Here is a 22281-nt window from a genome sequence, read left to right as displayed (position 1 = left end):
GAAAGAAGGAAGGTCATGACAAACAATACTTCATTCGGCGTTCATTCAGAGGTTGGTCAGTTGCGCAAGGTCATGGTGTGCGCTCCCGGCCGTGCCCACCAGCGGCTGACACCCAGCAATTGTGACGCACTCCTCTTCGACGACGTGCTCTGGGTAGACAATGCCAAGCGCGATCATTTCGACTTCATGACCAAGATGCGCGACAGGGGCGTCGAGGTGGTCGAGATGCACAATCTGCTCGCCGAGACGGTCGCCATTCCGGAAGCCAAGAAGTGGATCCTCGACCAGCAGATCGTACCGAACCAGGTCGGCCTCGGCCTCATCGACGAGGTCCGCTCCTATCTCGACGGCCTCTCTAATCGCGACCTCGCTGAAACACTGATCGGCGGGCTGTCGACCTTCGAATTCCCGGAAAGCATCGGCGGCGAACAACTGGCGCTGATCCGTGACGCGGCCGGCGTCAACGAATATCTGCTGCCGCCTTTGCCCAACACGCTCTACACCCGGGACACCACCTGCTGGATCTATGGCGGCGTGACGCTGAACGCCCTTTATTGGCCTGCGCGCCACGAGGAGACCATCCTCACCACGTCGATATACAAGTTCCACCCGGACTTCGCCGGCAAGGTCAATGTCTGGTGGGGTGACCCGACCAGGGATTGGGGGCTTGCCACATTCGAGGGTGGGGACGTCATGCCTATCGGCAAGGGCAATGTGCTTATCGGCATGAGCGAGCGCACTTCGCGCCAGGCTATCAGCCAAGTGGCGGCGGCCCTGTTTGAGAAAGGAGCTGCCGAACGTGTGATCGTCGCCGCAATGCCTAAGCTGCGCGCGGCGATGCATCTCGACACGGTATTCACGTTTGCCGATCGCGACTGCGTGCTGATGTATCCGGACATCGTCAACGGCATTGACGCATTCTCCTATCGCCCTGACGGCAAGGGGGGCGTCGAACTCCACAAGGACAAAGGCAGTTTCATTGAGACGGTGCGTGACTCGCTTGGTCTCAAGAAGATGCGCGTCGTTGAAACCGGCGGCAACGACTACATGCGCGAGCGCACCCAGTGGGACAGCGGCGCCAACTTGGTTTGCGCCTCGCCTGGTGTCGTCTTTGCCTACGATCGCAACACGTACACAAATACGCTGCTGCGCAAGGAAGGCATAGAAGTCATCACTATCTCAGGCGCGGAGCTCGGCCGTGGCCGAGGCGGGGGTCATTGCATGACATGTCCCATCATTCGTGATGCGGTCGACTATTGATAGCAATCCGGCCAGGCTCGGTACAGGCGGCCGGTCGGCCCCCAAATAGTCTGAAGGCCATGCCTGTCGGACGGCCTCCAGCACATAAAGACCGTCTACCCCAGAATTGCTCATAGAGCGTTGGAGTCGCTCCCAATCCTTTAGGAACAATCGGCACATTGTTTGGACGGAATGCTCGTTGTTGGCGAGCGGATGTAAATGTACCCAGGAGATGAAATCATGAGAAGTATTATATTTGTTTCTGCTTTGGCTCTGATGGCTGCGGGTTGTACTGCCACGGAACAGCGAACAGCAGGCACGGCGCTGGCAGGAGCCGGAACGGGTGCGGTCATCGGCGGCCTTGCAAACGGCAGTCGAGGTGCCCTTGTAGGCGCGGCGGTCGGTGGCGGCACAGGGGCTGTGGTCGGCGCTGCGACGGCACCGCGCGCGCATCATCGCGAATGCTGGGTTCGTGATCGCTGGGGCCACACGGTTCGCGATCGTCAGGGTCGACCCATCACAGAACGTTGCTAGGCGCGATGCGTAAGATCAGCTTTATTCAGCATGAATCGAGCTGGTTGAGCGATATCGATGAACATTGGTCTGGGCGCTGAGCAAGCTTCCGGACCAATTTCGGAGTTGTCTGTAACGTCATCCAGCCGGCCGGGAACAGACTATACCATGGCGAAGCGAGCGCTCTTTGCGCCTACGTATATTCTGGCGGTTATCGCCGTCATATGGGCGCTGCAGGCCGCTGCCTCAATTTTCGCGCCAGTCGTGTGCGCTCTTTTCCTCATCGCGCTGGTGTGGCCATTGCAGCGCAACCTGCAGCGGCTTCTTCCAAAGCTGATCGCACTGGCGATAGTCGTCTGTGTCGTCGTCCTGGCATTCTTCGCCTTTGCATCGATCGCCAGTTGGGGTTTTGGCCGCATTGGCCGATCGGTCCTCGCCGACAGCGCCCGCTTTCAAGGACTCTACAGTCAACTCGCCGAGTGGTTGGAAGGGCACGGTGTCGTGATGGCCGGCGCCTGGGCCGAGCATTTCAATGTCGGCTGGTTCGTGCGGATAGCTCAAGGCGTGACCGCAAGGCTGAATACCGTGATCTCGTTCTGGATCGTTGTCGTCGTTTACGTGCTTCTGGGTCTTCTCGACGCTGAAGCGGCGGCTCGCAATGCTCGTGTAGCGCTGAGCGCCCAGGCGGCGGCCGCACTGATCAATGGCAGCAGTCAGGCGGCATCGAAATGGCGACGTTACATGCTGGTTCGGACATTGATGAGCCTTGCGACCGGTTCGATGGTCTGGGCGCTTTCGGCGGCTTTCGGACTGCGGTTTGCCGCCGAGTGGGGCGTTATCGCCTTCACCTTGAACTATATTCCGTTTATCGGGCCGTTCGTCGCGACATTCTTGCCGACGCTTTACGCGCTCGCGCAGTTCGGATCGCCACAGGCCGCCGTCTCGATTTTTGCCGGCCTCAACATCATTCAGTTCGTCATCGGCAGCTACATAGAACCGCGGGTTGCCGGTTACGTGTTGGCGATGTCGCCTTTTGTGGTGCTGTTTTCGGTCTTCTTCTGGTCGTTTCTTTGGGGTGTGTTCGGCGCGTTCATAGGTGTGCCCATCACCATCGCGCTGGTTACTTTTTGCTCGCAATCGTCGGCGACCCTTTGGATCGCTCAATTGCTTGGGTCCGCCGATCGGCGGAACGCGTGATTGCCGCCAGGAAATTCGATTGGCCGGGCCTCTAGCGACGTCCGGATCCCGCGCCCCGGACGAGGCCGATGATACAAACCGACAGGATGCCGCCAAGAAGGCCGGCAATGCCGACGCCAATCAGCACGCCGGGCGTGAGGGTGCCGACACCACGAGCGATGGCATCGACAGCATTTTCGACCTTGCCGAGGAAGTTTGCCAAGGCGGGAATCCGACCGGCCAGCCCTGTCAGGGCCAGTCCCCCCACGACGCCAGCCGCCGCGACAGATTTCCAACCCAGCGCAGCCATGCGCCAAAACCAGGCCGTAGCGAAAGCTCCGCCCGCGCCGCAGATGGCTTCAATCAAAAGCAGGACCGCTGTTCCAAGGCCGGACATGCTTGCATCGCCCACTTGCTATCCGGCCATCCATCACCCTTGCCGACCAGCAGAGTTCCGGTTTTGTGATGTTCCGCGACCGCGGTCAGGCGGTCGCGGCCGCGCCTTGGCCGGCCGTCGCCGAAGCGCGTTGAAGCGCATCGCGAAGAACCTGCTCCTTCGTCTCATCCAGCGATGTCTTAAGCACCACACCGCCAAAGGCCTGGATTTCCTTGAGCACCTTGTCTGCTGTCATCTCGTGCGCGAGCACGAACAGGGCAGCGTCCCCAGGCTGGATGCTGGCTGACAGATCGCGCATGAACGCATCGTTGATACCCACGTCCGTCAAAGCGCCGCCAAGGGCTCCGGAGGTGGCGCCGACCGCAAGCCCGATCAGTGGATTCAGGAAGAGAACACCGATAAGCAAGCCCCAGAAGCTACCGGATACAGCGCCTGCCGCCGTCGTATTCACAAGTTGATTGAGCTTTATCGCACCCGCCTCGGTCTTGGTGGCAATAACCGCGTCGCCAAGTTTAATAACGTATTCCTTTTGAAGTCCTATGAGCCGTTGACGTACCTCTTCAGCCTTGGCCTCGTTTGGATAGACGATGACGATCAGATCGGACATGGGACCCTCCTAGGCTAAGACTTTCCAAGGGCACGTAATACACATCCTAGAAGGTGAAAGATTGAGCCGGAAATCCGAATAGTGTGCAGCACGTCTCATTTTGCTTGCCTGTCCGACTGGCAAGCCTGCGGTCTCGACATTGGTTGTCGGCCGCTTCGTCCGTTGCGCTCAACTTTGTCGCGACGAATTCTCGTCCGGAGCCGCCCGAACTTCTCCTATGTGATCAGAGGCGCGCTGCTGGTCTCGAGGGGTGGCTGATCCCGATCATGCGGCATCGTGCGCATCGACGGGCCGTTCGCGACGTCCAGGACAAAATGAAACCCTACGCAAAAAGCTTGCCGCGCTTGGGAACCGTCGCGGCAGGACAGGAGCCAATGCCGCAAAGCGGGTAACGGTCACGGTGAAAATGGTTGGATCATCGGGTCGTATCCGTTGGCCGAAAGCCTGTAACGAGCCAGCCCAGGCCGTGAAGAACTAGGTCGATACCCATGAACGCCCCAATCACCCAAACCCCGGTCGATGGCCATCCGATGAGTATCAAGAAGCCAGCCGCGAGACCGAACAGGCCGGAAACAAGCATCATCCATCGGTCGGTGGACAGGTAGCGCAGGCTCAAAGACATTCTTCCGAGCCCAGATATCACGAGCACGACACCGAGCACCCATGTGAGGATGATAGATCCCAGCACCGGCAAGCTGATGAGCAGGCAGCCAAAAACGACGTACAGGATGCCGAGCATCGTCTGCCAGAGAAAACCACGCCACCCGCCGGCCCAGATGGCGAGGGCGATCTCGACAAAGCCGGCGCATACGATCGCAATTCCCAGGACAAGCGCGCTGATGGTCGTGGCCAGCGCCAGATCGCCCAACACGAAGATCCCTGCCAGGATAAAGACGATTCCGATCGCCGAGTTCGTCCACGCAGATCGTCTGGGTTGCTGGGTCTCGGACAACTGCGTCATTCCCTTGCCTCTCTGAGTCATCTACGAATGCGGTGGAAATCCACCACGCGGCCAGTACGGGCATTCAGCACTATTTCGAAAGTGCTGCCGCCAATGCGACGCGCGTGATAAACAAAATTGCGTCCCCGGCAGTCCACGCGACGCACGTCCCTGAAGCCTCTGCTCTGAATCAATCGCTGGCCTTGAGCGCAAGTAATCGCGCGGCCGTTGTTAAGGTTTGATCCGATATTTATATTTACGGTCACAGCTCCCGCTGGGGACACAGCGGCAAGAGGAATACCAAAGCCGAGTGCGGCACTTAACAGGGCAGCTAGTGCATATCTCCGCATATCTTTCGTCCTCTTTGGTGAATTAAGCCGACATCACGCGCATGCGAACACGTTGTCAATAATTCTGCATGGTGGCTCGGATATTTGGAGACACAATGCCTAGTTTCTGGATTCTTTGCATTTTATGCACTGCCGTCAGAGCGCGTGCGTTTTCGGTATTATTGTCGAAGCGCATCTCTTGGGATTAAAGCGTGTCGCGTCGAAACAGATTCAGGCGACTCGCTTTAAGTCTTTGTTTTGATGCATATCGTTGTCCCAGAACCGCTGCGCACTTCTGGGCGACATGCATTAACCGCTGGTTTGACGGATGGAGATTGTCATGGGTGCCATTGTTCCTGCCGCCGGCCGCGCCGAGGCACCAGGCGTCCAGAAACACTGCAATGCACGAGGAGCCGACGCGTATCTGGATCTCGAAAGCTGCGATGAAGTGCGCGACCGAACTGGATAGTCTTCATCAGTTTTCCTGAGGTGGGAGGCTCAACCGCCGGCGCATAGAGATGGCACAGCTCGGCCAACACCCCAGGACAGGCGTCCCTGTATGATGGTCAGCGTCCACTGACCGTTCGAATACGTCGTTCCTTCCGGTCCCTTGGAGGGCAGATCGACCTCGGCCGCGTCGTTGACGGATACAGAAGCGCGATCCCCGAGGAGACGCACTGCCAGACGCGTGCCGTCCTGGCACTCGTAGTGACTGACTGGGTAGGGATTGCCCACGCCGATCGACGTGCCAAACGCGGAATGCTTGAAGCTTACAATCATGATGGCGCTGATTGCCGCGATCGATAGATTTTTTAGCACAATAGTCCTCCCAACTGGCGCATCGACGTGGATGAAAACAGAGAACCATGTCTTCCCTGCGGACCTGCGACTTTCGGACCGAGATTCGTCGCATCGACCAGAACGCCGGACATGTATCAATTGATCGGCAAACGCCTTCGCGGAGATGCTCTTTGAACAGGCGGGATACTTCCGCTGGCTCACGCCAATGGCCCCGCCGGCCTTTGCCAGGCTCGCTTTTGCTCCCGTCCAAGCTTGCATTCAGCCGTTTCAACAAATCCCAGTAGGCTTCCTAGCACCAGCGAGCCCAGAGCGCACTCAGAAGGGCGAGATGCACTGCCGGCGTGGGCCATTGTAGGGCTGCCAGCTATTGTCCGAGACCCGGTAGGAGCGGTACCGCTGCGAGCACCAGTTCACATGGTTGTTCCAAGCGCTGTGATTGTGCTGGCGGGCAGCCGAGATCGCCATCCCGCCGAGCAGCATTCCGCCAATGAGGCCCGCGGCGACGGCGCCGCTATTGTTCCTCGAATGCCGGTGATGGCGTGGCGGACGCGAGGGCCGATAGTGGGGTGGCCTGTGGTGCGGTGGCCGTACTCCATGTCCCGGTCGATGGCGGGAAGGCCTCCTTAGGTCGATGTTCGTGACCGTATCGGAAGCCGACGGCCTTAGCGCTCCGACGGGCATTGCCCAGGTGGGGGCTGCCATGCTTGCGATGATCGCAGCGACGATGATGCGCCTCATATGCTTCTCCGTGGACTTCATCCCGCCGTGCGACCTGCTGCTGCGGATGGCATCAAAGCCAAGTAATTTAAGGCAGTACCTGGTTTTCTTGGAATATGCGGTGAATCCCAAACGTGGATCGAGCGTTTATTTCTTGCTTGCGGTATGAATGAGGCTAGTCGAACAGCATGTCTTTCCGCCAATGACGCCCGTCGCGACAGGCGCCACCAGTGTTGCTCGAATGCCGGTGGCGATGCGGGACGGAGGGCCAGTGGTATGGTAGCGGTGCGCCGGTCTTTAGCGAGCTAGCGACAGACCCTCTCGACGCCTCGCTTGGACGATAATCACCTCCTGGGGAGGCTCTCACCCTGCGGAAAATCACCGCCCGGAGCGGCCTCTTGGCGTCCCGGCGACAAAGGCGCGCCCAATGCCATGCGCGCTACCTTCAAATGGCCTGCCATGCAATCAACACATAGAGAACTCGCGATGAAATTCGATCTGAAATCGCCGCCCGGCAAGCCCCGGCCCAATGTCGCGTAAACTCCGAATAAATCGGAAGGCACATTCACTTTTTCTAGTGTCGATTTAGATTGTCGTGACATCGCAAATCCACCGAATTCGATGTCACAGAATTGAATAATAATCGAACGTGCAAGTTACAAATTTGCAATATTAGTGAAAATAACTATACATATCGTCTTTATAAATACTATGGAATGAAAATGACAAAACTTTCATGATATGGCAATGATGCCGTAATGTAGGTTCTTCTAACCATCCTGGCCAAGGATGCTCAGTGCATCTCACTCAAAAGGATGGAACCCCATGAATATTGTCCCCAATTCGCATTCCGGAACTCGTCGGCGCCTGGCGGCGGCTGTAGTGTCGCTGAGCGCTGTAGGCGCTGTAGGCGTCGGAGCTGTTGTTTCCGGCACTGCCCCCGTGCTGGCCGACGCGGTGCATGTCCAGGCGCCGCAGATGCCGAGCTTCGCCGATGTCGTCGAGCAGGTTTCGCCGGCGGTCGTCAGCGTCAAGGTCAAGTCCACGGTCCAGCCGGTCGCCGACGACGGTTCCGACGATCAGGATGGTTTCGAGAACCTGCCCGACAACCGGCAGCAGGGCGGCTTCAAACATGGTGACGGCAAGCCGCGCCCGGTGGCACAGGGTTCAGGCTTCTTCATCTCGGAGGACGGATATCTCGTCACCAACAATCACGTCGTCTCGGAAGGCTCGTCCTTCACCATCGTCACCAGTGACGGTAAGGAACTCGACGCCAAGCTGGTCGGCACCGATCCGCGGACGGACCTGGCTGTGCTGAAGGTCGATGGCGGCGGCAAGTTCACCTATGTCGACTTCGCCGACGACTCCAAGATCCGCATCGGTGATTGGGTGGTGGCAGTCGGCAACCCGTTCGGCCTCGGCGGCACCGTCACTTCCGGCATTGTATCCGCTCGGGGCCGCGATATCGGCGCCGGCCCTATGACGACTTCATCCAGATCGATGCTCCGGTCAATCATGGCAATTCGGGGGGCCCGACTTTCAATCTCAATGGCCAGGTGATCGGTATCAACACAGCCATCTTCTCGCCGTCGGGCGGCAGTGTCGGCATTGGTTTCGACATCCCGGCCTCGACCGCCAAGCAGGTCGTGGAAGACCTGATGAAGGAAGGCTCCATCAAGCGAGGTTGGCTCGGCGTCCAGATCCAGCCGGTCACCGCTGAAATTGCTGAATCCCTTGGTCTGAAATCCGACAAGGGCACACTGGTCTCGAACGCCCAGGACGCTGGTCCCGGCAACAAGGCAGGCATTGCCGCCGGTGACGTCATCACCCAGGTCGACGGCAAGGATGTCGCCTCGCCGAAGGAACTCGCCCGCACGATCGGCGCCTATGCGCCGGGAAAATCGGTCGATCTTACCGTATTTCGTGACGGCAAAAGCCGGACGATCAAGGTCGATCTCGGCACACTGCCGTCCAGCGACAAGCGGGCCTCCGGCGATGACGGCAAGCAGGTCGCGCCTGCCAAGGCCGACGCATTGGCCGATCTTGGCCTGACCATCACCAAGTCAGACGATGGCAAAGGACTGGTCGTCACCGATGTGGATCCCAACAGCGATGCGGCCGATCGTGGCATCCAGCCGGGCGATGTCATCACCGCCGTCAGTTCGGCCAAGGTGAACACCACTGATGACGTCTCCAAGGCCATGGCCGAGGCAGCCAAGGCTGGCCGCAAGGCCGTACTGATGCAGATCACCCGCGACGACTCGAGCCGGTTCGTCGCGCTGCCCGTGGGCAAGGCCTGACAGAAGGCGGCCTGGAGCCTGGCGGTTTCAGGGCGCCCGCCCCAAATGCCGCCGCGATAGCCGCGGAACATCCAGCAATTTCCCGCGGCGATGTCTGCCGCCAAGCCGCTGCGGGAACAAGGAGCCGAGCACGTCAGTCCGTCGTCGTGCCTCGCTCCTGGCGGCAGCGGGCTCCCTTACGCCCGCTGCCGTTTTCCGCCATTTACATCAGTGGCAAATCGACTGCGGCGTGAACCTAAACAGATGTCGGGGCTCGCGGTGTTTCTTCTGCTCACCATGTTCGTCAGCACGCCCACGCTCGGCACGGGCCGCACGACGAGACTCCAGGGAGTGGTCCATCTCGGCATACTCGCCATGTTCCTGCTGATTTCGGCCGTGCCCTGAAGCCCCAGCTAGCCGCCTCTGTCGGCCTGTGCTGCAACCTTGCTGGCAAGATGGGTTTTGAGGGCGGCGAGGTCCTGTCGCGACCAGTCCTTCACGCCCAACACCGCACTCCAGGCTTCCACATAGTCCTGCGGCGCGTAGACATGGCCGTAGCCGATCGGCGTGGTTGTCGCCACGGCCATATCGAGACCGAGCTGCAGCATGGTCACCACCGGGTACCAGCTCAGTTGCGGCGAGACGTCCGGCCCGCGCGGCGCCTTCATCCAATCCGGCTGCCGGTAGGCGTCGCGATAATCGAAGAATACGATCGGGTCGCTGGCATATTGCAGGTAGACGATCCTCAGCGGGCCCCAGGGCGTGTCGGGCGCCACCGCCGGGCCGCTTTGGTTCATGAACCGGACCAGGCTGCTATTGCGGAAGATCGGCAGCCACTGCGGCGAGCCGTTGTTGCGCGTATCGCTCACCGAGCGCCAGATGCGGCTTTCGAAGGGCGGGCCGCTCCAGAGTGCGCCGCTGATCGGATCGCTGAATATCTCGAACAGCCCGGCCGATCTTTCGGAGTTCATGGCGCCAAGGCTGAGCCCGTGCAGGTAAAGCCTCGGCCGCCACTGCTTCGGCAGGGTGGTCCAGTAGCCGTAGATTTCGAGGAACAGCGCCCGGGCCGTCTCGGCGCCGTATTCCGGCTGCGCCAGCAGCGACAGCGGACTGCTCAGATAGGAATATTGCGCGGCGACGCTGGCGACATCGCCGCGGCACAGATATTCGAGCGCATCCATCGAGGCCGGATCGATCCATCCGGTCCCGGTCGGCGTGATGACCACAAGCGTGGATTTGCTGAAGCCGCCCGCCCGCTTCAGCTCCTCCAGCGCGAGTTTCGCGCGGGCTTGCGCACTGTTCGCCGCTCCCAGCCCGACATAGACCCGGACCGGCTGTTGCGCCGGCCGGCCGGTGAAGGTCCCTATCTCGGCGGCGGCGGGACCGTCCGCGATGAACTCGCGGCCGGCGCGGCCGAGCTCGTCCCACCTGACCAGCGAGGCGGGGCTTCCGGTCCTGGAGGGTTCGCTCGGCTGCTGGCGCTCCGGTTCCATGAGTGCGTCGAACTTGGCGAACGAGGAATCGAGCGCGCCGAAGATCGCGCGGATCGCAACGTCGCTCACCAGCAACCAGATGAGCAGCACGGCGACAGCGGCGCCGGCGACATTCGCCAGGCGCCGGGGTATGTAGCGTCTCAGTGCCCCGGCGATGGCGCGCACCAGCCAAGCGACAAGGCGCGCCAGCGCGAGCACGACGATGAAGGTGCAAATGGCCAGGGCGCAGACATTGAGGGGATGAGCGCCATCGACAGCCGGCATGCCCATCACCGCGCGGATGGAGTTCTGCCAGGCACCGGATCGCCACAGCGCCACAACGGCAAGGCCGAGGCACGGGACCAGGATGATCGCCTTGGACAGCAAACGCGGCCGTGGCGGCAGTTCCGGAATCTCGAGATATTTCCACAACCACCGCAAGGCGACGCCAAGGCTGTAGCCGATGGCGAAGCACGCGCCCGCCAGTACGCCTTGCGTCAGGTCGGTGCGGGGAACGAGCGTCGGCGTCAGGGCGGCCGCGAAGAACAGCATGCCGAGGGCCATGCCGACACCGGAGAGCGATCGCCAGATACTAAGGAAACGAGTAGTTGTCACTTGGGTGTTACGCCTCGAGTTGGACCGCAGGATAACGTTGGCCTATGGTTTTTATATCTTCGGAGTCGCGCGTCCGCTATTGGCCTCCTAACCAGTCGGGCTCATGCCCTGGGTCAACATGCATCGACCCCTTTGCGGGACAAGACAGAGATACTACGCGTAGTAAAAACTAGTGCTCCCCCGGTTCCTTAGGTTCGCCAGACCATACCAGAGAATATGAAGGAAACGGGTTGCCGAACCGTCCGCTAACGTGTTGACTTCCTCTAGAAAACGTTGACCCTCCGGGGCCACCATTGTCGTTGCTTCGCGCTTCGACTGGCGAAGGTCCCTAGGGAAGAGATTGTCTCGTGGGTCAAGGCGGCGGCCGAAATCCTTGGCCTGCAGGATCTGCTTGGCCGCATGCCGCGGCAGTTGTCCGGCGGCCAGCGCCAACGTGTCGCCATGGGCCGCGCCATCGTGCGCGATCCAGCCGCTTTCCTGTTTGATGAGCCGCTCAGCAACCTCGATGCCAAGTTGCGTGTTAAGATGCGCGCCGAAATCAAGAAGCTTCACCAACGGCTCGGCCGAACAAGCATCTATGTCACGCATGACCAGACCGAGGCGATGACGCTCGCCGACCGCATCGTGGTGTTGAACAAAGGCCGGATCGAACAGATCGGCCGCCCCTCCGAGCTCTACGAGAACCCAGTCAATCTGTTCGTCGCAAGCTTTATCGGCTCGCCGGAAATGAACCTGATCGAGGGCCGCATCGACAACGGCGCATTTGTCGCCGATCAGGGCTTGCGCTTACCCTTGCCGGCGGATGCTCGGATGGGCGACAGAGATGGGGTAGTCTACGGGATTCGTCCGCAGCACATTTCGGTTGGTGGCAACCACTCTCAGGCGAGGGTGCAAGTGGTCGAACCGACCGGTGAGGCCCAGGAGCTTACATTAAGTGCAGGTGGAGTGGACCTCGTGGCCGAGGTGCGGGATCAGCCGCCCTTCAAACTTGATCAAGAGGTTGGGTTGGAGATCATCGTATCCAAGGTGCATCTGTTCGATGCTCGTAGTGGCACCAGGATTGCTTAGGGCGCGCTGACGGGCGAAAAAGCAGCCCATTCCATCGCGAAACCACCGGTGATCGCCGTTTACCCATCGGCCGTCACGGCAATCGCCCGCGGCGCTCCGGCATGACCAGGGATCTCGGCACCACGCGTTGTTAGGCCACAGAGGAACGGACCGCATCAGACATAGTGCGGGCGTCGTCCTCGTTGCACCCCGGGCCATTCCGTGCTCCGTTAGCGCAGCGCCGCCGTTGCGGGCACCAAGCTTGCCGGACCGGCCATATCGTCCACACCGTTCGAGGCAATCATATGACCCAGAATATGGAAACCGATCCCTTCAACGTCTCCATGCGCAAGTTCCTGAAGCAGGTCGGCGTGACTTCGCAGCAGGCAATCGAGAAAGCCGTCGCGGAGAAGGGCCTGAAAGGACAGGGCCGACTGACCGTGAGGGCCGTCATCACCTCGGAGCCGGCAGGCTTGCGCCATGTCGTCGAGGGCGAGATCGATCTTGGATGAGAGCTGCGGCTTGATCGGGGTCGGCGGCTATTTGAAGAACCGTATCTGCCCGGCCGGCGATGGATCGTATCCGCAAAGCTCGGCGGCGCGGCTGGCGAAGATTTCCTGCCGCAGGAAACGCAGGAGCGCCTGGATCGGTTGCTGGAAGTAGGTCCGCTGCCGCATCAGGAGATCGAAACTTTCCCAGGCCAATGGAACGAAATCGAGGCCAGCGGCGCGTGCGGCCGCGCGCGTGGCAATTCCGCAATCGGCCCTGCCAATGCGCACGGCAGCCGCGAGATCGGGTCCGGTCAGGCAGGGCGGCTCCAACCGGTTGACGTCGTCTTGTTTCGCGCCGGAGTCCGCCAGCAATTGCGTGAGCAGCATGTCCGCGCCTGCGCCGCGTTGACGAACCGCGATGCGTGCGCCGGTCGCAAGTACGTCGGTCAGGTTGTTGAGCGATTTTGGATTGCCTGGCGCGAGCAGCAGGCCTTGCTCGCGGCGGGCGAATCCGACCAGCACCGCATCGTAAAGCCGCGGCCTAGTCGCAATCGCGGCGACATTCGGGTCCGGGTCGGGGCTGTGGAAATGGATCGCGGCGACAGACACCTCGCCGCGCAGCAGGCGTGTCACGCCGGCTTCCGTGCCTTCCGTCAGAAAGGCCAGGCCGGAGCCTGATTGGCGGAGAGCCCATTCGAGCAGGTCGTCCTGGCTGCCACCGACGATCGGCGGCGGCTCGGATTGCGTCATTCCTGCGGGCCGGACCAACCCCGACATGACCCAACGGTCGAGTTCATGCCGTGGAAACAGCCACTTGCCCGCCACCTTGCTGCACGGGACACGCTCCTCCGCGATCAGCTCATAAAGCTTGCGCTCACCAATGCGCAGATAGTCGGCGGCTTCGGACGTCGTCAGCAAATCCATCCTGCATTGATATGCATATTCCTGTTCAGGTTCAAGGATTTGACAGTGACGGAGGAGTTGCAGGACATTGACACGGGACAGGACTGCGAGGAGCAATGTCGGAAGGGCTGGGCACATGGCAACTGATCGCGAGCGGCGACGCCACGCTGTTTGCCATCGTGCGCCTGTCGCTCGCCGTGAGCCTTTCGGCTGTCGCGATCGCCATGGTCGCAGGCCTGCCGCTGGGCGCAATTATCGCGCTGGCGCGTTTTCCCGGTCGTTCGGCGATCGTCGTGCTGCTGAACGGTTTCATGGGCCTGCCGCCGGTGGTGGTCGGGCTGACGGTCTATCTGCTGCTATCGCGATCCGGGCCGCTGGGTGAATTCGGCCTCTTGTTCACACCCGCCGCGATGGTCATCGCGCAGGCGCTATTGGTGCTGCCCATCATTGCCGCTCTGACTCGCCAAACGGTCGAGGATCTGTGGCGCGAGTACCGTGAGGAACTGACTGCGATGCAGGTCGGGCCGGCGGGCTTGGTCGCCACGCTTTTGTGGGACGGCCGCTTCAGCCTCGTCACGGCTCTGCTCGCGGGTTTCGGCAGGGCGGCGGCCGAGGTCGGCACCGTGATGATCGTCGGCGGCAACATTGATGGCTTCACCCGCACCATGACGACGGCAATCGCACTTGAAACCTCGAAGGGAAATCTGCCGCTCGCCATGGGGCTCGGCCTGATGCTGATTTTCCTCATCTTGCTGATCAACGCCGCCGCCTGGGGCGTGCGAGTTTGGTCCGAGCAACGGGCTGGCTAGGGATGCGGGCTGCTCAGAGCGATCTTCCACTTGTCTTCGATGACGTGTCGCTGGTCGCCGGTGCGACGACCATCCTGGACCGGGTGAACCTGACGATCGGGCCGCGCGCGCCGACTCTGGTCGTCGGCCCGAACGGGTCGGGCAAAACCTCCCTGCTGCGGCTCTGCATGGGGCTTGTTGCACCTTCTGCTGGAACCCTGACTTGGGGGGGGCGAACGTTTTCCCCGCCGACACGGCGTGCAATCCTGTTCCAGAAGCCGGTGATGCTGCGCCGCTCGACGGCCGCGAATGTCGCCTATGCACTGGCTCAAGCCGGCTGTCCGCGTCGGCTCCGGGCCCCGCGCGTGGAGGAACTGCTCGAGCGCGTCGGTCTTCTCGATCTCGCGGCACGTCCGGCACGGCATCTCTCCGGTGGCGAGCAGCAGCGGCTGGCCCTCGCCCGGGCCCTGGCGCGCCAGCCCGAAATCCTGCTGCTCGATGAGCCGACAGCCAGCCTCGATCCGGCGGCGACGCGTTTTGTCGAGCAGATCATCATCACGGCTGCCCAATCGGGCACGAAAATCATCATGGCGTCGCACCATCTCGGCCAAGTGCGCAGGATCGCGGCAGACGTCGTCTTTCTGCTCCGGGGGCGCGTTTGCGAGCATGCCGACGCCGACGACTTCCTTGACCGCCCCGCGACCCCGCAAGCCGCTGCCTTCGTGCGCGGCGAGCTCGTGCTTTGATCAACTGGACCGAGATTGAGATGCTGACCCGCCGAATATTCTCTGCGCTTGTGGTGCTTCTGATGCTAGCAGGCGGCGCGCCTGCCCAGGACCAGTCGATAGTCGTGGCGTCGACGACCTCGACGCAGGATTCCGGCCTGTTCGATCACATCCTGCCGCTGTTCGAGAAGAAAACCGGCATCGGCGTGAAGATTGTCGCTCAGGGCACCGGTCAGGCGCTCGACACCGGTCGGCGCGGCGATGCCGACGTGGTCTTCGTCCACGCCAAGGCGCAGGAGGAGAAGTTCATCGAGGAGGGCTTCGGGGTGAAGCGCTTCGACGTGATGTACAACGACTTCGTCCTCGTTGGCCCCAAGAGCGACCCGGCGGGCGTCAGCGGGACCAAGGACATCGCAGCCGCGCTGATCGCCATCAAAGCCAAGAAGGCGGCCTTCGTGTCGCGTGGTGACAGGTCCGGCACCCATTCGGCCGAATTGGGTCTGTGGAAGACGGCCGGCATCGACATCGAGGCGGCCAGGGGCCCGTGGTACAAGGAGATCGGGCAGGGTATGGGGGCGGCGCTCAACGCCGCGGCAGCCATGAACGCCTATACGCTTTCCGATCGTGGCACTTGGCTGTCGTTCAAGAATCGTGGCGAGTTGGACATCGCCGTCGAGGGTGACAAGCGGCTGTTCAATCAGTACGGCGTGATGCTGGTGAATCCTCACAAGCATCCAAGCGTCAAAGTGGAGGCCGGCCAGCGCTTCATCGATTGGCTGATTTCTCCGGAAGGCCAGAAGGCGATCGGAGAGTACAAGATCGACGGCCAGCAGCTCTTCTTCCCGAACGCGCAGCGCGGGCGTTCCTGAAGCTGGTTGCAAACAGGCTCGCGTCTGCTTCAATATCGCGCCATGACGAGAACGTTTTCTTCGACGGGCCCGCTGACTCTCCTGGAAGCGGCGCTCGACGCGCTGCTCCATGGTGTAATGCCCGTCACCCCCCGCTTGGTGCCGCTTGAACAAGCCTTGGGCTATGTCGCTGCCGGGATGCCGCCTGTCGTGCCGGCTCAGCCTGTGCGAGATATCGCTGCCATTGACGGCTGGGCGTGTCGCGCCCTCGACCTCGTGGGGGCATCAGCCTATTCGCCCTTAGTTTTGCCGGTCGCGCCGATCTGGGTCGAGACGGGTGAGGCCATGCCTGAAGATCGCGACTGTATGCTGCAGGCCGGCCTCGTCGATTGCAGTGGACCGATGATCCAAGCAGCAGCTGAAGCCGTGCCCGGTCAGGGTGTGCGCCGGGCGGGCGAGGATATGGCGGCGGCCCGCCCGCCAATGCTTGAGGGAAAGGCGATCGGCGTCGCCGACCTGCTGGTCGCCCGCAAAGTGGGACTGAGCCAGCTTGCCATACGGAGCCCGCGCGTGCGCGTGATCGATGTCGCTGCCGACAGCCACGAGACATTCTCCATGCGGCTCGTGGTCGAGAGTCTGAGTGCCTCGGGCGTTTCGATCGTCGGTATAGAGACCGTAGAGCGCGACGCGGCATCGATCATTGTCGCTCTTGATGGCGAGGCCTGCGATTTTCTGCTCCTGATCGGCGGTACTGGTGACGGCCACGCCGACGTGACCGCCGAGGCTCTGGCGCGGCGCGGGGTGTTGATTGGGCACGGCATTGCCTTACGGCCCGGAGGGACAACGGCAATAGGCCGGCTCGGCAAGACACCGGTGGTCGCATTGGCCGGATCGCCACACCAAGCTTTCGCCGGGTTCCTTGCGCTTGTCCAGCCAGTCCTGGACCGCCTGTCGGGCAGATCTGAACGGCCCGGCATCATCTTGCCGCTCTCGCGGAAAATCTCATCCGCGGTCGGACTTTACGAGCTCGTTCTGCTCGGGAAGGAAAGGGACATGTGGACGCCGCTCGCGGTCGGCGACTTTTCGCTGGACGCCATGCGGCTTGCCGACGCCTGGCTTGCGGTCCCGGGCGATAGTGAAGGGTATGCCGCCGGCACGCCCGTCTCCGCCTTTCCGCTCCGCAACTTTTGATCGAGTGAGCCGCTATGACGAATTCTCCATCATCGGCCCGGCAGAACAGCGGGCAGGAGCAGTTCCTGACGATATTGTCGCGCGAAGCTGCGCTGGCTCGCTTCGAGGCAGCGCTGTTTCCCCGCCCGTTGCCGACCGAGACGCGGACGCTGGCCGACGCGCTCGGGCTGGTTCTTGCCGAGGACGTGGCGGCGCCGGTCGACGTGCCGCCCTTCGACCGCTCCAATGTCGATGGCTTCGCGGTACGTGCGGCCGATCTGGCTGCCGCCTCTGAAACCCGTCCCGTTCGGCTTGAGCTGAATGCGGAAGCGATTGCCTGCGGCACGGTTCCGCAACTCCCCGTTCTGACCGAAACCGCCACGCCCATCGCAACCGGCGGGCCGCTGCCGCGTGGTGCGGACGCGATCGTCATGGTGGAGCATACCCATCCGGCGGGGTTGAGTGCCATCGAGGTGGGGCGCGGCATCTCGCCCGGCCAGTTTGTCTCCAATGCAGGATCCGACATGGCGCGAGGAGAGGTCGTGCTGCGCACCGGAACGCAAATCGGCTCGCGCGAAATCGGCATGCTCGCCGCGTGCGGAATCGCACAAGTGGCCGTGGCGCGCAGGCCACGCGTGGCCGTGCTCTCCACTGGCGATGAACTCGTTCAGCCGGGCGAGCCGCTGCGGGCGGCCGGCATCTATGACGCCAACGGACCGATCATCGCTGCGGCGGTCACTGAAAATGGCGGCGAAGCGCATTTTCTCGGCGCGTTCCCGGACGACGAGGCAACGCTTGAGACGGCTATGCGCGAGGCGCTCGCCACCCACGACGTACTGATCCTGTCGGGCGGCACGTCCAAAGGGGCAGGGGATGTCACGCATCGCATTATCGGCCGACTGGGCAAGCCCGGCATCATCGCCCACGGCGTGGCGCTGAAGCCAGGAAAGCCGCTTTGCCTGGCGGTGTGCGGGGGCAAGCCGGTCATCGTCCTGCCGGGATTTCCGACCTCGGCCATGTTCACCTTCCATGACATGGTGGTACCCGCCCTGCGGCGCATGGCGGGGCTGCCGCCGCGCGTCGATGCTCAGGTCACCGCAAGCCTTCCGTTGCGGGTTCCTTCAGAACTCGGACGGACCGAATTCGCGATGGTCTCCCTTGTGCAAGGGCAGGGAGGATTGACGGCCTATCCGACTGGTAAGGGCTCGGGAGCGATAACATCCTTTACCCAGGCGGATGGCTTCATCCGCATCGAGGCCCTGGCCGATCACGTGCCTGCCGGTGCCGACGTGCCGGTGACGCTGTTCACGCCGCGAGTCCGCGTTCCCGACCTCGTCGTCATCGGCAGTCACTGCGTCGGCCTCGATCTGGTCGTTGGCGAACTTTCGCGTCGCGGGATTTCGGTGCGCTCGCTTTCTGTGGGAAGCCTGGGCGGTCTTGCGGCGGCCAAGCGCGGCGAGTGCGATCTCGCTCCCATCCATCTCTTCGACCCGAAGACGCGGAACTACAACGCGCCCTTCCTCGGTGACGGTCTCGAACTCGTGCCTGGCTGGCGGCGCATGCAAGGTTTGGTGTTCCGCCGAGGGGACGAGCGCTTCGAGGGCCTCGGCGCGGAGGACGCGGTCCGTGCCGCGCTAGCCGATCCCGATTGCATGATGGTCAACCGCAACCAAGGCTCGGGAACGCGTATCCTGATCGATCAACTCCTCGGCGCGGAACGCCCGGACGGCTACTGGAACCAGCCTCGCACACACAATGCCGTGGCCGCGGCGGTGGCGCAGAAGCGCGCCGACTGGGGCGTCACCATCGCGCCGGTCGCGCGTGCGGCCGGGCTCGGTCTTATCCGGTTGACCGAAGAGCACTACGACTTCGCGCTGGTTTGCGCGCGAAAGGATCGGCCCGCGGTGCACGCGTTCCTCGAAGTTCTCCAGGCCGACGAGGTGCATTCGGCGCTGGAGCGCGCGGGGTTCAGCCGGCCGGGTTAACGGCAAGCAACGCGGCCAGCCGCTCGGCTTCGGCGAGGTCATCGACTGTGTTGGCGTTGAAGAACGGGTCCACCGGCTCTGCCGGCCAGGATACGGTGGCAAGGCCGTAGCGACTGGTCCACCGGTCGATCTTGCGCAGGCCCTCGTTGGTCAACGCATGCCGCAATTCGTCCCGCAGGGCGACTTTCCAGAGCCCGATGACCGGATGCGCCTGACCGCCGGACGCCGCCACCGCCAAATCCGCCCCCTCGGTCATGCGCGCCCGCTGGAGGCGTGCAACGAGATCGCGCGGCAGGAAAGGACAATCACCGGCGGCGCTGACCACCCACTCGACGTCGGGCCTGTTGTCCGCCGTCCAATCGAGCGCGGCGAGCATGCCGGCGAGCGGCCCAGGATAATCCTCGATCGTGTCGGCAACGACTGGCAGGCCAAAACGGGCAAAGCGAACGGGGTCGCCATTGGCATTAAGCACCAGCCCCTCGCATTGAGGTCCCAGCCGTTCGATGACATGCTCGAGCATCGTGCGTCCGCCGATCACGCGCGTCGGCTTGTCCCCGCCGCCCATGCGCCGACCCAGACCGCCGGCGAGCACGACGCCCAGCGTCATGGGCCGCTCAGTCGTCATGCTCGGCACCCTTGCGGCGGTGGCGCGGCGCTTCCTCATCGACCGAAGCGATATCCTGGTCGAAGACGATCCGCTCCTGGCCCGAAAGTGCGGTGAAGCGCTTGCCGCGCGCCCGGCCGACCAGCGTCAGCCCCACTTGGCGGGCCAGCGCCACGCCCCAGGCGGTGAAGCCGGAACGCGAAACCAGGATGGGAATGCCCATCCGAACCGTCTTGATCGTCATCTCGGAGGTCAGCCGCCCGGTCGTGTACATGATCTTATCCCCCGGATCGATGGCGTGGCGGTACATCCAGCCGGCGATCTTGTCGACAGCGTTATGGCGGCCGACGTCTTCCATATAGCAGATTGGCGTGCCCTCTCCGCAAAGGACGCAGCCATGGATCGCGCCTGCCTCCAGATAGAGCGACGGCATGGTGTTGATTTTGTGCGTCAGCTCGTAGAGCCAGGAGGTGCGAAGCTCAGCGGGCGGGAGCGTGATGTCTTCGATCGCCTCCAGCACGTCGCCGAAGGCGGTGCCTTGGGCGCAACCCGAAGTCTGCGTTCGCTTTCTGAGCTTCTGCTCGTAGTCGGTGTTGCGCTCGGTGCGAACGACCACGACCTGGAGGTCCTCGTCATACTCGACGTCCGTCACCACATCGGTGGGCAGAAGCATGTTCTGGTTCAGCAGATAGCCGAGCGCAAGATATTCAGGATAGTCGTTGACCGTCATCATCGTGACGATCTCCTGAGCGTTGAGATAGAGCGTCAGGGCACGTTCGATCGGTACGCGGACCTCTACCGCCGCGCCTGTATGGTCGATGCCCGCAACCAGCTCCGTCAGCCGTTGGTCTTGCGGATCGGGTGTGATGATAGCGTGTTCCGGTTGGCGTAGCATCAAAGGCATGGCAGTCTCCTGACGTCGTATTCTGGCTCGCGCCTGCGCTAGCTTGCCGTATCTTACAGGCTGTTCAACCGAAGCTGATTAAAAAAAGCCGGATTGATGCGATTACGAAGAAGCCGACACGCTCGTAGAGTGGGAATATAAATGGCGCAAATCTCGGATGACTGCTTCGCTTTCGGCGGACAGATGCGGCCCATCGACGAGACTGCCGCGCTGATCGCCTCGAAACTCAGCGCCGTACAGGAGGTCGAGACGGTCCCGCTCTTGCTGGCGGATGGGCGCGTCCTGGCAAAAAAGATGGTGGCATCGCTGCCGCTGCCGCCCTTCACGAATTCCGCGGTCGACGGCTACGCCGTGCGAGGGGCAGATCTGCCGCAGACCGTCGAGACGGCATTCGCCGTTGCCGGGAGGGTTCAGGCCGGCATGGCGGCGAATGAACCTGTGCAGCCGGGCCAGACGGTACGCATCTTCACTGGCGCTCCAATGCCCGACGGGGTCGACACGGTGTTCATGCAGGAAGACGTGAGCATCGACGGCTCCGGCAGGATCCTTCTCCCGCCCGGCCTGAAAAAGGGTGCCAATGTGCGCCCTGCGGGTGAAGATGTCGCATTGGGCGAGGCCGTCCTCCCGGCGGGCCATCGGATGCGGCCGCAAGATATAGCGCTCGCCGCCGCATTGGGGTTCACGGAACTCCAGGTTAGGCGCAGGATACGCGTCGCAGTGTTCTCGACCGGGGACGAAATCGTCGCGCCGGGAGACATGCGCGGACCGGCGCAGCTTTTCGACTCCAACCGTTTCATGCTGACGGCGATGCTCGCTCGACTCTGCTGCGACATCACCGATCTCGGTATCCTCGTGGATGACAGCAGACTGATCGCTGAAAAGCTGAGCGAAGCGGCATTAAGCCATGACCTGATCCTGACTTCGGGCGGTGTGTCGACGGGCGAGGCAGATTGCGTGAAGGCCGCCGTCGAGAGTGCCGGAACCCTGGTGTTCTGGCGCGTCGCGATCAAGCCTGGCCGGCCGGTCGCCATGGGGGTGATCGATGGAACCCCGCTGATCGGACTTCCTGGCAATCCGGTGGCGAGCTTCGTCACCTTCGCGCATATTGCCCGCCCGGCAATCCTCGCCCTTGCGGGAGCCCTCCAGCCACCGCCGACCCCGATCGCTATGCGGGCCGCCTTTTCCTATAGCAAAAAGCAGGGACGGCGGGAGTATGTGCGAGCAAGCGTACGCGCGGCCGCGGATGGATGCTACGAAGCGACGAAGTTTCCCAGGGAAGGCGCAGGACTGTTATCATCCCTGGTCGCGACCGACGGTCTCGTCGAGTTGGGAGAGGAGATAGTCCGTGTCGAGCCAGGTCACACGGTCCAGTTCCTCCCCTATTCCAGTCTTATGTGAGCGCCGTCGGATCGCGTCCTCGAAACGAGAGCCGCAACCCAGGCTCGATTGACGCGGCCAGGTCCCGTCGGGCATCATGCCGACCATGATAACCACGACGAAGTTGGATCTGACCGGGCTTAAGTGCCCTTTGCCAGCATTGAAGACTCGTAAGGCGCTGAAAGCCTTGAAGCCAGGCGAGCGGCTCGAGGTTCACTGCACGGACCCGCTGGCGGTCATCGATATCCCCAATCTGCTCAACGAAATGGGCGAGCGACTTGAAGCGACGGAACGCGACGGCGATCGCGTCGTGTTCATGATCGAAAAGACGCAGCCCGCGACGATGTGACGAGT

At 62.1% G+C, this 22281-nt stretch carries 23 protein-coding genes and 2 pseudogenes; 16 read left to right on the top strand and 9 right to left on the bottom strand.

Annotation, left to right across the window (positions count from 1 at the left end; genetic code table 11):
• Nucleotides 1-15 precede the first annotated feature (15 nt).
• The 3 genes from arcA (at nt 16) to FJ951_RS21795 (ending at nt 2949) form a co-directional block, all read left to right on the top strand.
• A complete protein-coding gene (arcA, locus tag FJ951_RS21805) occupies nt 16-1260 on the top strand; it encodes an arginine deiminase (RefSeq protein ID WP_140499398.1) in 1245 nt (414 codons plus the stop codon).
• A 198-nt stretch (nt 1261-1458) separates the two neighbouring features.
• Entirely contained in the window at nt 1459-1773 is a 315-nt protein-coding gene (locus tag FJ951_RS29115; RefSeq protein ID WP_348641017.1) for a YMGG-like glycine zipper-containing protein, read from the top strand.
• A 57-nt stretch (nt 1774-1830) separates the two neighbouring features.
• A complete protein-coding gene (locus FJ951_RS21795) occupies nt 1831-2949 on the top strand; it encodes an AI-2E family transporter (protein WP_348642801.1) in 1119 nt (372 codons plus the stop codon).
• A gap of 31 nt (nt 2950-2980) precedes the next feature.
• Here FJ951_RS21795 and FJ951_RS21790 read toward each other — a convergent pair whose 3' ends face one another.
• The 5 genes from FJ951_RS21790 to FJ951_RS28875 form a co-directional block, all read right to left on the bottom strand.
• A complete protein-coding gene (locus FJ951_RS21790; protein WP_140517429.1) occupies nt 2981-3325 on the bottom strand; it encodes a hypothetical protein in 345 nt (114 codons plus the stop codon).
• An 85-nt stretch (nt 3326-3410) separates the two neighbouring features.
• A complete protein-coding gene (locus FJ951_RS21785; RefSeq protein WP_140517427.1) occupies nt 3411-3932 on the bottom strand; it encodes a DUF1269 domain-containing protein in 522 nt (173 codons plus the stop codon).
• A gap of 415 nt (nt 3933-4347) precedes the next feature.
• Nucleotides 4348-4893, bottom strand: a complete 546-nt coding sequence (locus FJ951_RS21780; RefSeq protein ID WP_181167676.1) for a DUF308 domain-containing protein — start codon at nt 4891-4893, stop codon at nt 4348-4350.
• A gap of 806 nt (nt 4894-5699) precedes the next feature.
• Nucleotides 5700-6260: a hypothetical protein gene (locus FJ951_RS28880; protein ID WP_224655847.1), complete on the bottom strand. Its 561-nt coding sequence runs from the start codon at nt 6258-6260 to the stop codon at nt 5700-5702.
• A gap of 57 nt (nt 6261-6317) precedes the next feature.
• Nucleotides 6318-6467 carry a BA14K family protein gene (locus tag FJ951_RS28875; RefSeq protein ID WP_224618859.1) on the bottom strand — a complete coding sequence of 50 codons (150 nt, stop codon included), beginning with the start codon at nt 6465-6467 and terminating at the stop codon, nt 6318-6320.
• Nucleotides 6468-6633: 166 nt separating this feature from the next.
• Here FJ951_RS28875 and FJ951_RS28870 point away from each other — a divergent pair, with 166 nt between their 5' ends.
• From FJ951_RS28870 to FJ951_RS21755, 4 genes and pseudogenes are all read left to right on the top strand, one after another.
• Nucleotides 6634-6888, top strand: a complete 255-nt coding sequence (locus tag FJ951_RS28870; protein ID WP_224655846.1) for a hypothetical protein — start codon at nt 6634-6636, stop codon at nt 6886-6888.
• Nucleotides 6889-7508: 620 nt separating this feature from the next.
• Nucleotides 7509-8378: pseudogene (locus tag FJ951_RS29110) on the top strand (trypsin-like peptidase domain-containing protein).
• Nucleotides 8285-9019 carry a PDZ domain-containing protein gene (locus FJ951_RS29105; RefSeq protein ID WP_348642802.1) on the top strand — a complete coding sequence of 245 codons (735 nt, stop codon included), beginning with the start codon at nt 8285-8287 and terminating at the stop codon, nt 9017-9019. Before FJ951_RS29110 ends, FJ951_RS29105 begins: the two are co-directional and overlap by 94 nt.
• Before the next feature lie 258 nt (nt 9020-9277).
• Nucleotides 9278-9403 (top strand): annotated as a pseudogene (locus FJ951_RS21755) (ionic transporter y4hA); the annotation flags it as partial.
• An 8-nt stretch (nt 9404-9411) separates the two neighbouring features.
• Here the strand turns inward: FJ951_RS21755 and FJ951_RS21750 are convergent.
• Complete coding sequence (locus FJ951_RS21750) at nt 9412-11034, bottom strand: alpha/beta-hydrolase family protein (RefSeq protein WP_140517423.1); 1623 nt, start codon at nt 11032-11034, stop codon at nt 9412-9414.
• 324 nt (nt 11035-11358) lie between these two features.
• Here FJ951_RS21750 and FJ951_RS21745 point away from each other — a divergent pair, with 324 nt between their 5' ends.
• Together FJ951_RS21745 and FJ951_RS21740 are read left to right on the top strand one after the other, a co-directional pair.
• On the top strand, nt 11359-12153 hold the full coding sequence (locus FJ951_RS21745; protein ID WP_281405594.1) for an ATP-binding cassette domain-containing protein: 795 nt from the start codon (nt 11359-11361) through the stop codon (nt 12151-12153).
• Between the two features lie 284 nt (nt 12154-12437).
• Nucleotides 12438-12644 (top strand): DUF6494 family protein, encoded by a 207-nt coding sequence (locus FJ951_RS21740; protein WP_140499366.1) that lies wholly within the window; start codon nt 12438-12440, stop codon nt 12642-12644.
• Between the two features lie 27 nt (nt 12645-12671).
• Here the strand turns inward: FJ951_RS21740 and FJ951_RS21735 are convergent, their stop codons facing one another.
• Nucleotides 12672-13547, bottom strand: a complete 876-nt coding sequence (locus FJ951_RS21735) for a helix-turn-helix transcriptional regulator (RefSeq protein ID WP_140517421.1) — start codon at nt 13545-13547, stop codon at nt 12672-12674.
• Between the two features lie 95 nt (nt 13548-13642).
• Between FJ951_RS21735 and FJ951_RS21730 the strand changes: the two genes are divergently transcribed.
• The 5 genes from FJ951_RS21730 (at nt 13643) to FJ951_RS21710 (ending at nt 19042) form a co-directional block, all read left to right on the top strand.
• Nucleotides 13643-14335 (top strand): ABC transporter permease, encoded by a 693-nt coding sequence (locus tag FJ951_RS21730; RefSeq protein WP_140499362.1) that lies wholly within the window; start codon nt 13643-13645, stop codon nt 14333-14335.
• A gap of 2 nt (nt 14336-14337) precedes the next feature.
• Nucleotides 14338-15060, top strand: coding sequence for an ATP-binding cassette domain-containing protein (locus FJ951_RS21725; RefSeq protein WP_140517407.1), 723 nt, complete (start codon nt 14338-14340; stop codon nt 15058-15060).
• A gap of 62 nt (nt 15061-15122) precedes the next feature.
• Nucleotides 15123-15908 (top strand): extracellular solute-binding protein, encoded by a 786-nt coding sequence (locus FJ951_RS21720; RefSeq protein ID WP_224519050.1) that lies wholly within the window; start codon nt 15123-15125, stop codon nt 15906-15908.
• A 42-nt stretch (nt 15909-15950) separates the two neighbouring features.
• A complete protein-coding gene (locus tag FJ951_RS21715; RefSeq protein ID WP_140517405.1) occupies nt 15951-17078 on the top strand; it encodes a molybdopterin-binding protein in 1128 nt (375 codons plus the stop codon).
• Nucleotides 17079-17092: 14 nt separating this feature from the next.
• On the top strand, nt 17093-19042 hold the full coding sequence (locus FJ951_RS21710; RefSeq protein ID WP_140517403.1) for a molybdopterin biosynthesis protein: 1950 nt from the start codon (nt 17093-17095) through the stop codon (nt 19040-19042).
• Here FJ951_RS21710 and mobA read toward each other — a convergent pair.
• Nucleotides 19026-19667 carry a molybdenum cofactor guanylyltransferase MobA gene (gene mobA / locus FJ951_RS21705; RefSeq protein ID WP_181169971.1) on the bottom strand — a complete coding sequence of 214 codons (642 nt, stop codon included), beginning with the start codon at nt 19665-19667 and terminating at the stop codon, nt 19026-19028. The two genes, FJ951_RS21710 and mobA, sit on opposite strands and share 17 nt — an antisense overlap.
• Nucleotides 19657-20541 carry a formate dehydrogenase accessory sulfurtransferase FdhD gene (locus FJ951_RS21700; protein ID WP_140517502.1) on the bottom strand — a complete coding sequence of 295 codons (885 nt, stop codon included), beginning with the start codon at nt 20539-20541 and terminating at the stop codon, nt 19657-19659. The genes mobA and FJ951_RS21700 overlap by 11 nt, the downstream gene beginning before the upstream one ends.
• Nucleotides 20542-20691: 150 nt before the next feature.
• Between FJ951_RS21700 and glp the strand changes: the two genes are divergently transcribed.
• Nucleotides 20692-21948: a gephyrin-like molybdotransferase Glp gene (glp, locus tag FJ951_RS21695; protein WP_140517401.1), complete on the top strand. Its 1257-nt coding sequence runs from the start codon at nt 20692-20694 to the stop codon at nt 21946-21948.
• An 85-nt stretch (nt 21949-22033) separates the two neighbouring features.
• Nucleotides 22034-22276 (top strand): sulfurtransferase TusA family protein, encoded by a 243-nt coding sequence (locus FJ951_RS21690; RefSeq protein ID WP_140517500.1) that lies wholly within the window; start codon nt 22034-22036, stop codon nt 22274-22276.
• The last annotated feature ends 5 nt before the right edge of the window (nt 22277-22281 follow it).

The sequence above is a fragment of the Mesorhizobium sp. B2-2-3 genome, from assembly GCF_006442405.1.
Lineage (GTDB): Bacteria > Pseudomonadota > Alphaproteobacteria > Rhizobiales > Rhizobiaceae > Mesorhizobium.
This window is presented reverse-complemented; position numbering and strand designations above follow the sequence as displayed.

Excerpts from the sequence above, each read along its gene's own strand:
- arcA (WP_140499398.1), top strand. The coding sequence starts at position 16 with ATGACAAACAATACTTCATTCGGCGTTCATTCAGAGGTTGGTCAGTTG.
- FJ951_RS29115 (WP_348641017.1), top strand. The coding sequence starts at position 1,459 with ATGTACCCAGGAGATGAAATCATGAGAAGTATTATATTTGTTTCTGCT.
- FJ951_RS21795 (WP_348642801.1), top strand. The coding sequence starts at position 1,831 with ATGAACATTGGTCTGGGCGCTGAGCAAGCTTCCGGACCAATTTCGGAG.
- FJ951_RS21790 (WP_140517429.1), bottom strand. The coding sequence starts at position 3,325 with ATGTCCGGCCTTGGAACAGCGGTCCTGCTTTTGATTGAAGCCATCTGC.
- FJ951_RS21785 (WP_140517427.1), bottom strand. The coding sequence starts at position 3,932 with ATGTCCGATCTGATCGTCATCGTCTATCCAAACGAGGCCAAGGCTGAA.
- FJ951_RS21780 (WP_181167676.1), bottom strand. The coding sequence starts at position 4,893 with ATGACGCAGTTGTCCGAGACCCAGCAACCCAGACGATCTGCGTGGACG.
- FJ951_RS28880 (WP_224655847.1), bottom strand. The coding sequence starts at position 6,260 with ATGCAAGCTTGGACGGGAGCAAAAGCGAGCCTGGCAAAGGCCGGCGGG.
- FJ951_RS28875 (WP_224618859.1), bottom strand. The coding sequence starts at position 6,467 with ATGGCGATCTCGGCTGCCCGCCAGCACAATCACAGCGCTTGGAACAAC.
- FJ951_RS28870 (WP_224655846.1), top strand. The coding sequence starts at position 6,634 with ATGTTCGTGACCGTATCGGAAGCCGACGGCCTTAGCGCTCCGACGGGC.
- FJ951_RS21750 (WP_140517423.1), bottom strand. The coding sequence starts at position 11,034 with ATGGCCCTCGGCATGCTGTTCTTCGCGGCCGCCCTGACGCCGACGCTC.
- FJ951_RS21740 (WP_140499366.1), top strand. The coding sequence starts at position 12,438 with ATGACCCAGAATATGGAAACCGATCCCTTCAACGTCTCCATGCGCAAG.
- FJ951_RS21735 (WP_140517421.1), bottom strand. The coding sequence starts at position 13,547 with ATGGATTTGCTGACGACGTCCGAAGCCGCCGACTATCTGCGCATTGGT.
- FJ951_RS21730 (WP_140499362.1), top strand. The coding sequence starts at position 13,643 with ATGTCGGAAGGGCTGGGCACATGGCAACTGATCGCGAGCGGCGACGCC.
- FJ951_RS21725 (WP_140517407.1), top strand. The coding sequence starts at position 14,338 with ATGCGGGCTGCTCAGAGCGATCTTCCACTTGTCTTCGATGACGTGTCG.
- FJ951_RS21720 (WP_224519050.1), top strand. The coding sequence starts at position 15,123 with ATGCTAGCAGGCGGCGCGCCTGCCCAGGACCAGTCGATAGTCGTGGCG.
- FJ951_RS21715 (WP_140517405.1), top strand. The coding sequence starts at position 15,951 with ATGACGAGAACGTTTTCTTCGACGGGCCCGCTGACTCTCCTGGAAGCG.
- FJ951_RS21710 (WP_140517403.1), top strand. The coding sequence starts at position 17,093 with ATGACGAATTCTCCATCATCGGCCCGGCAGAACAGCGGGCAGGAGCAG.
- mobA (WP_181169971.1), bottom strand. The coding sequence starts at position 19,667 with ATGACGACTGAGCGGCCCATGACGCTGGGCGTCGTGCTCGCCGGCGGT.
- FJ951_RS21700 (WP_140517502.1), bottom strand. The coding sequence starts at position 20,541 with ATGCTACGCCAACCGGAACACGCTATCATCACACCCGATCCGCAAGAC.
- glp (WP_140517401.1), top strand. The coding sequence starts at position 20,692 with ATGGCGCAAATCTCGGATGACTGCTTCGCTTTCGGCGGACAGATGCGG.
- FJ951_RS21690 (WP_140517500.1), top strand. The coding sequence starts at position 22,034 with ATGATAACCACGACGAAGTTGGATCTGACCGGGCTTAAGTGCCCTTTG.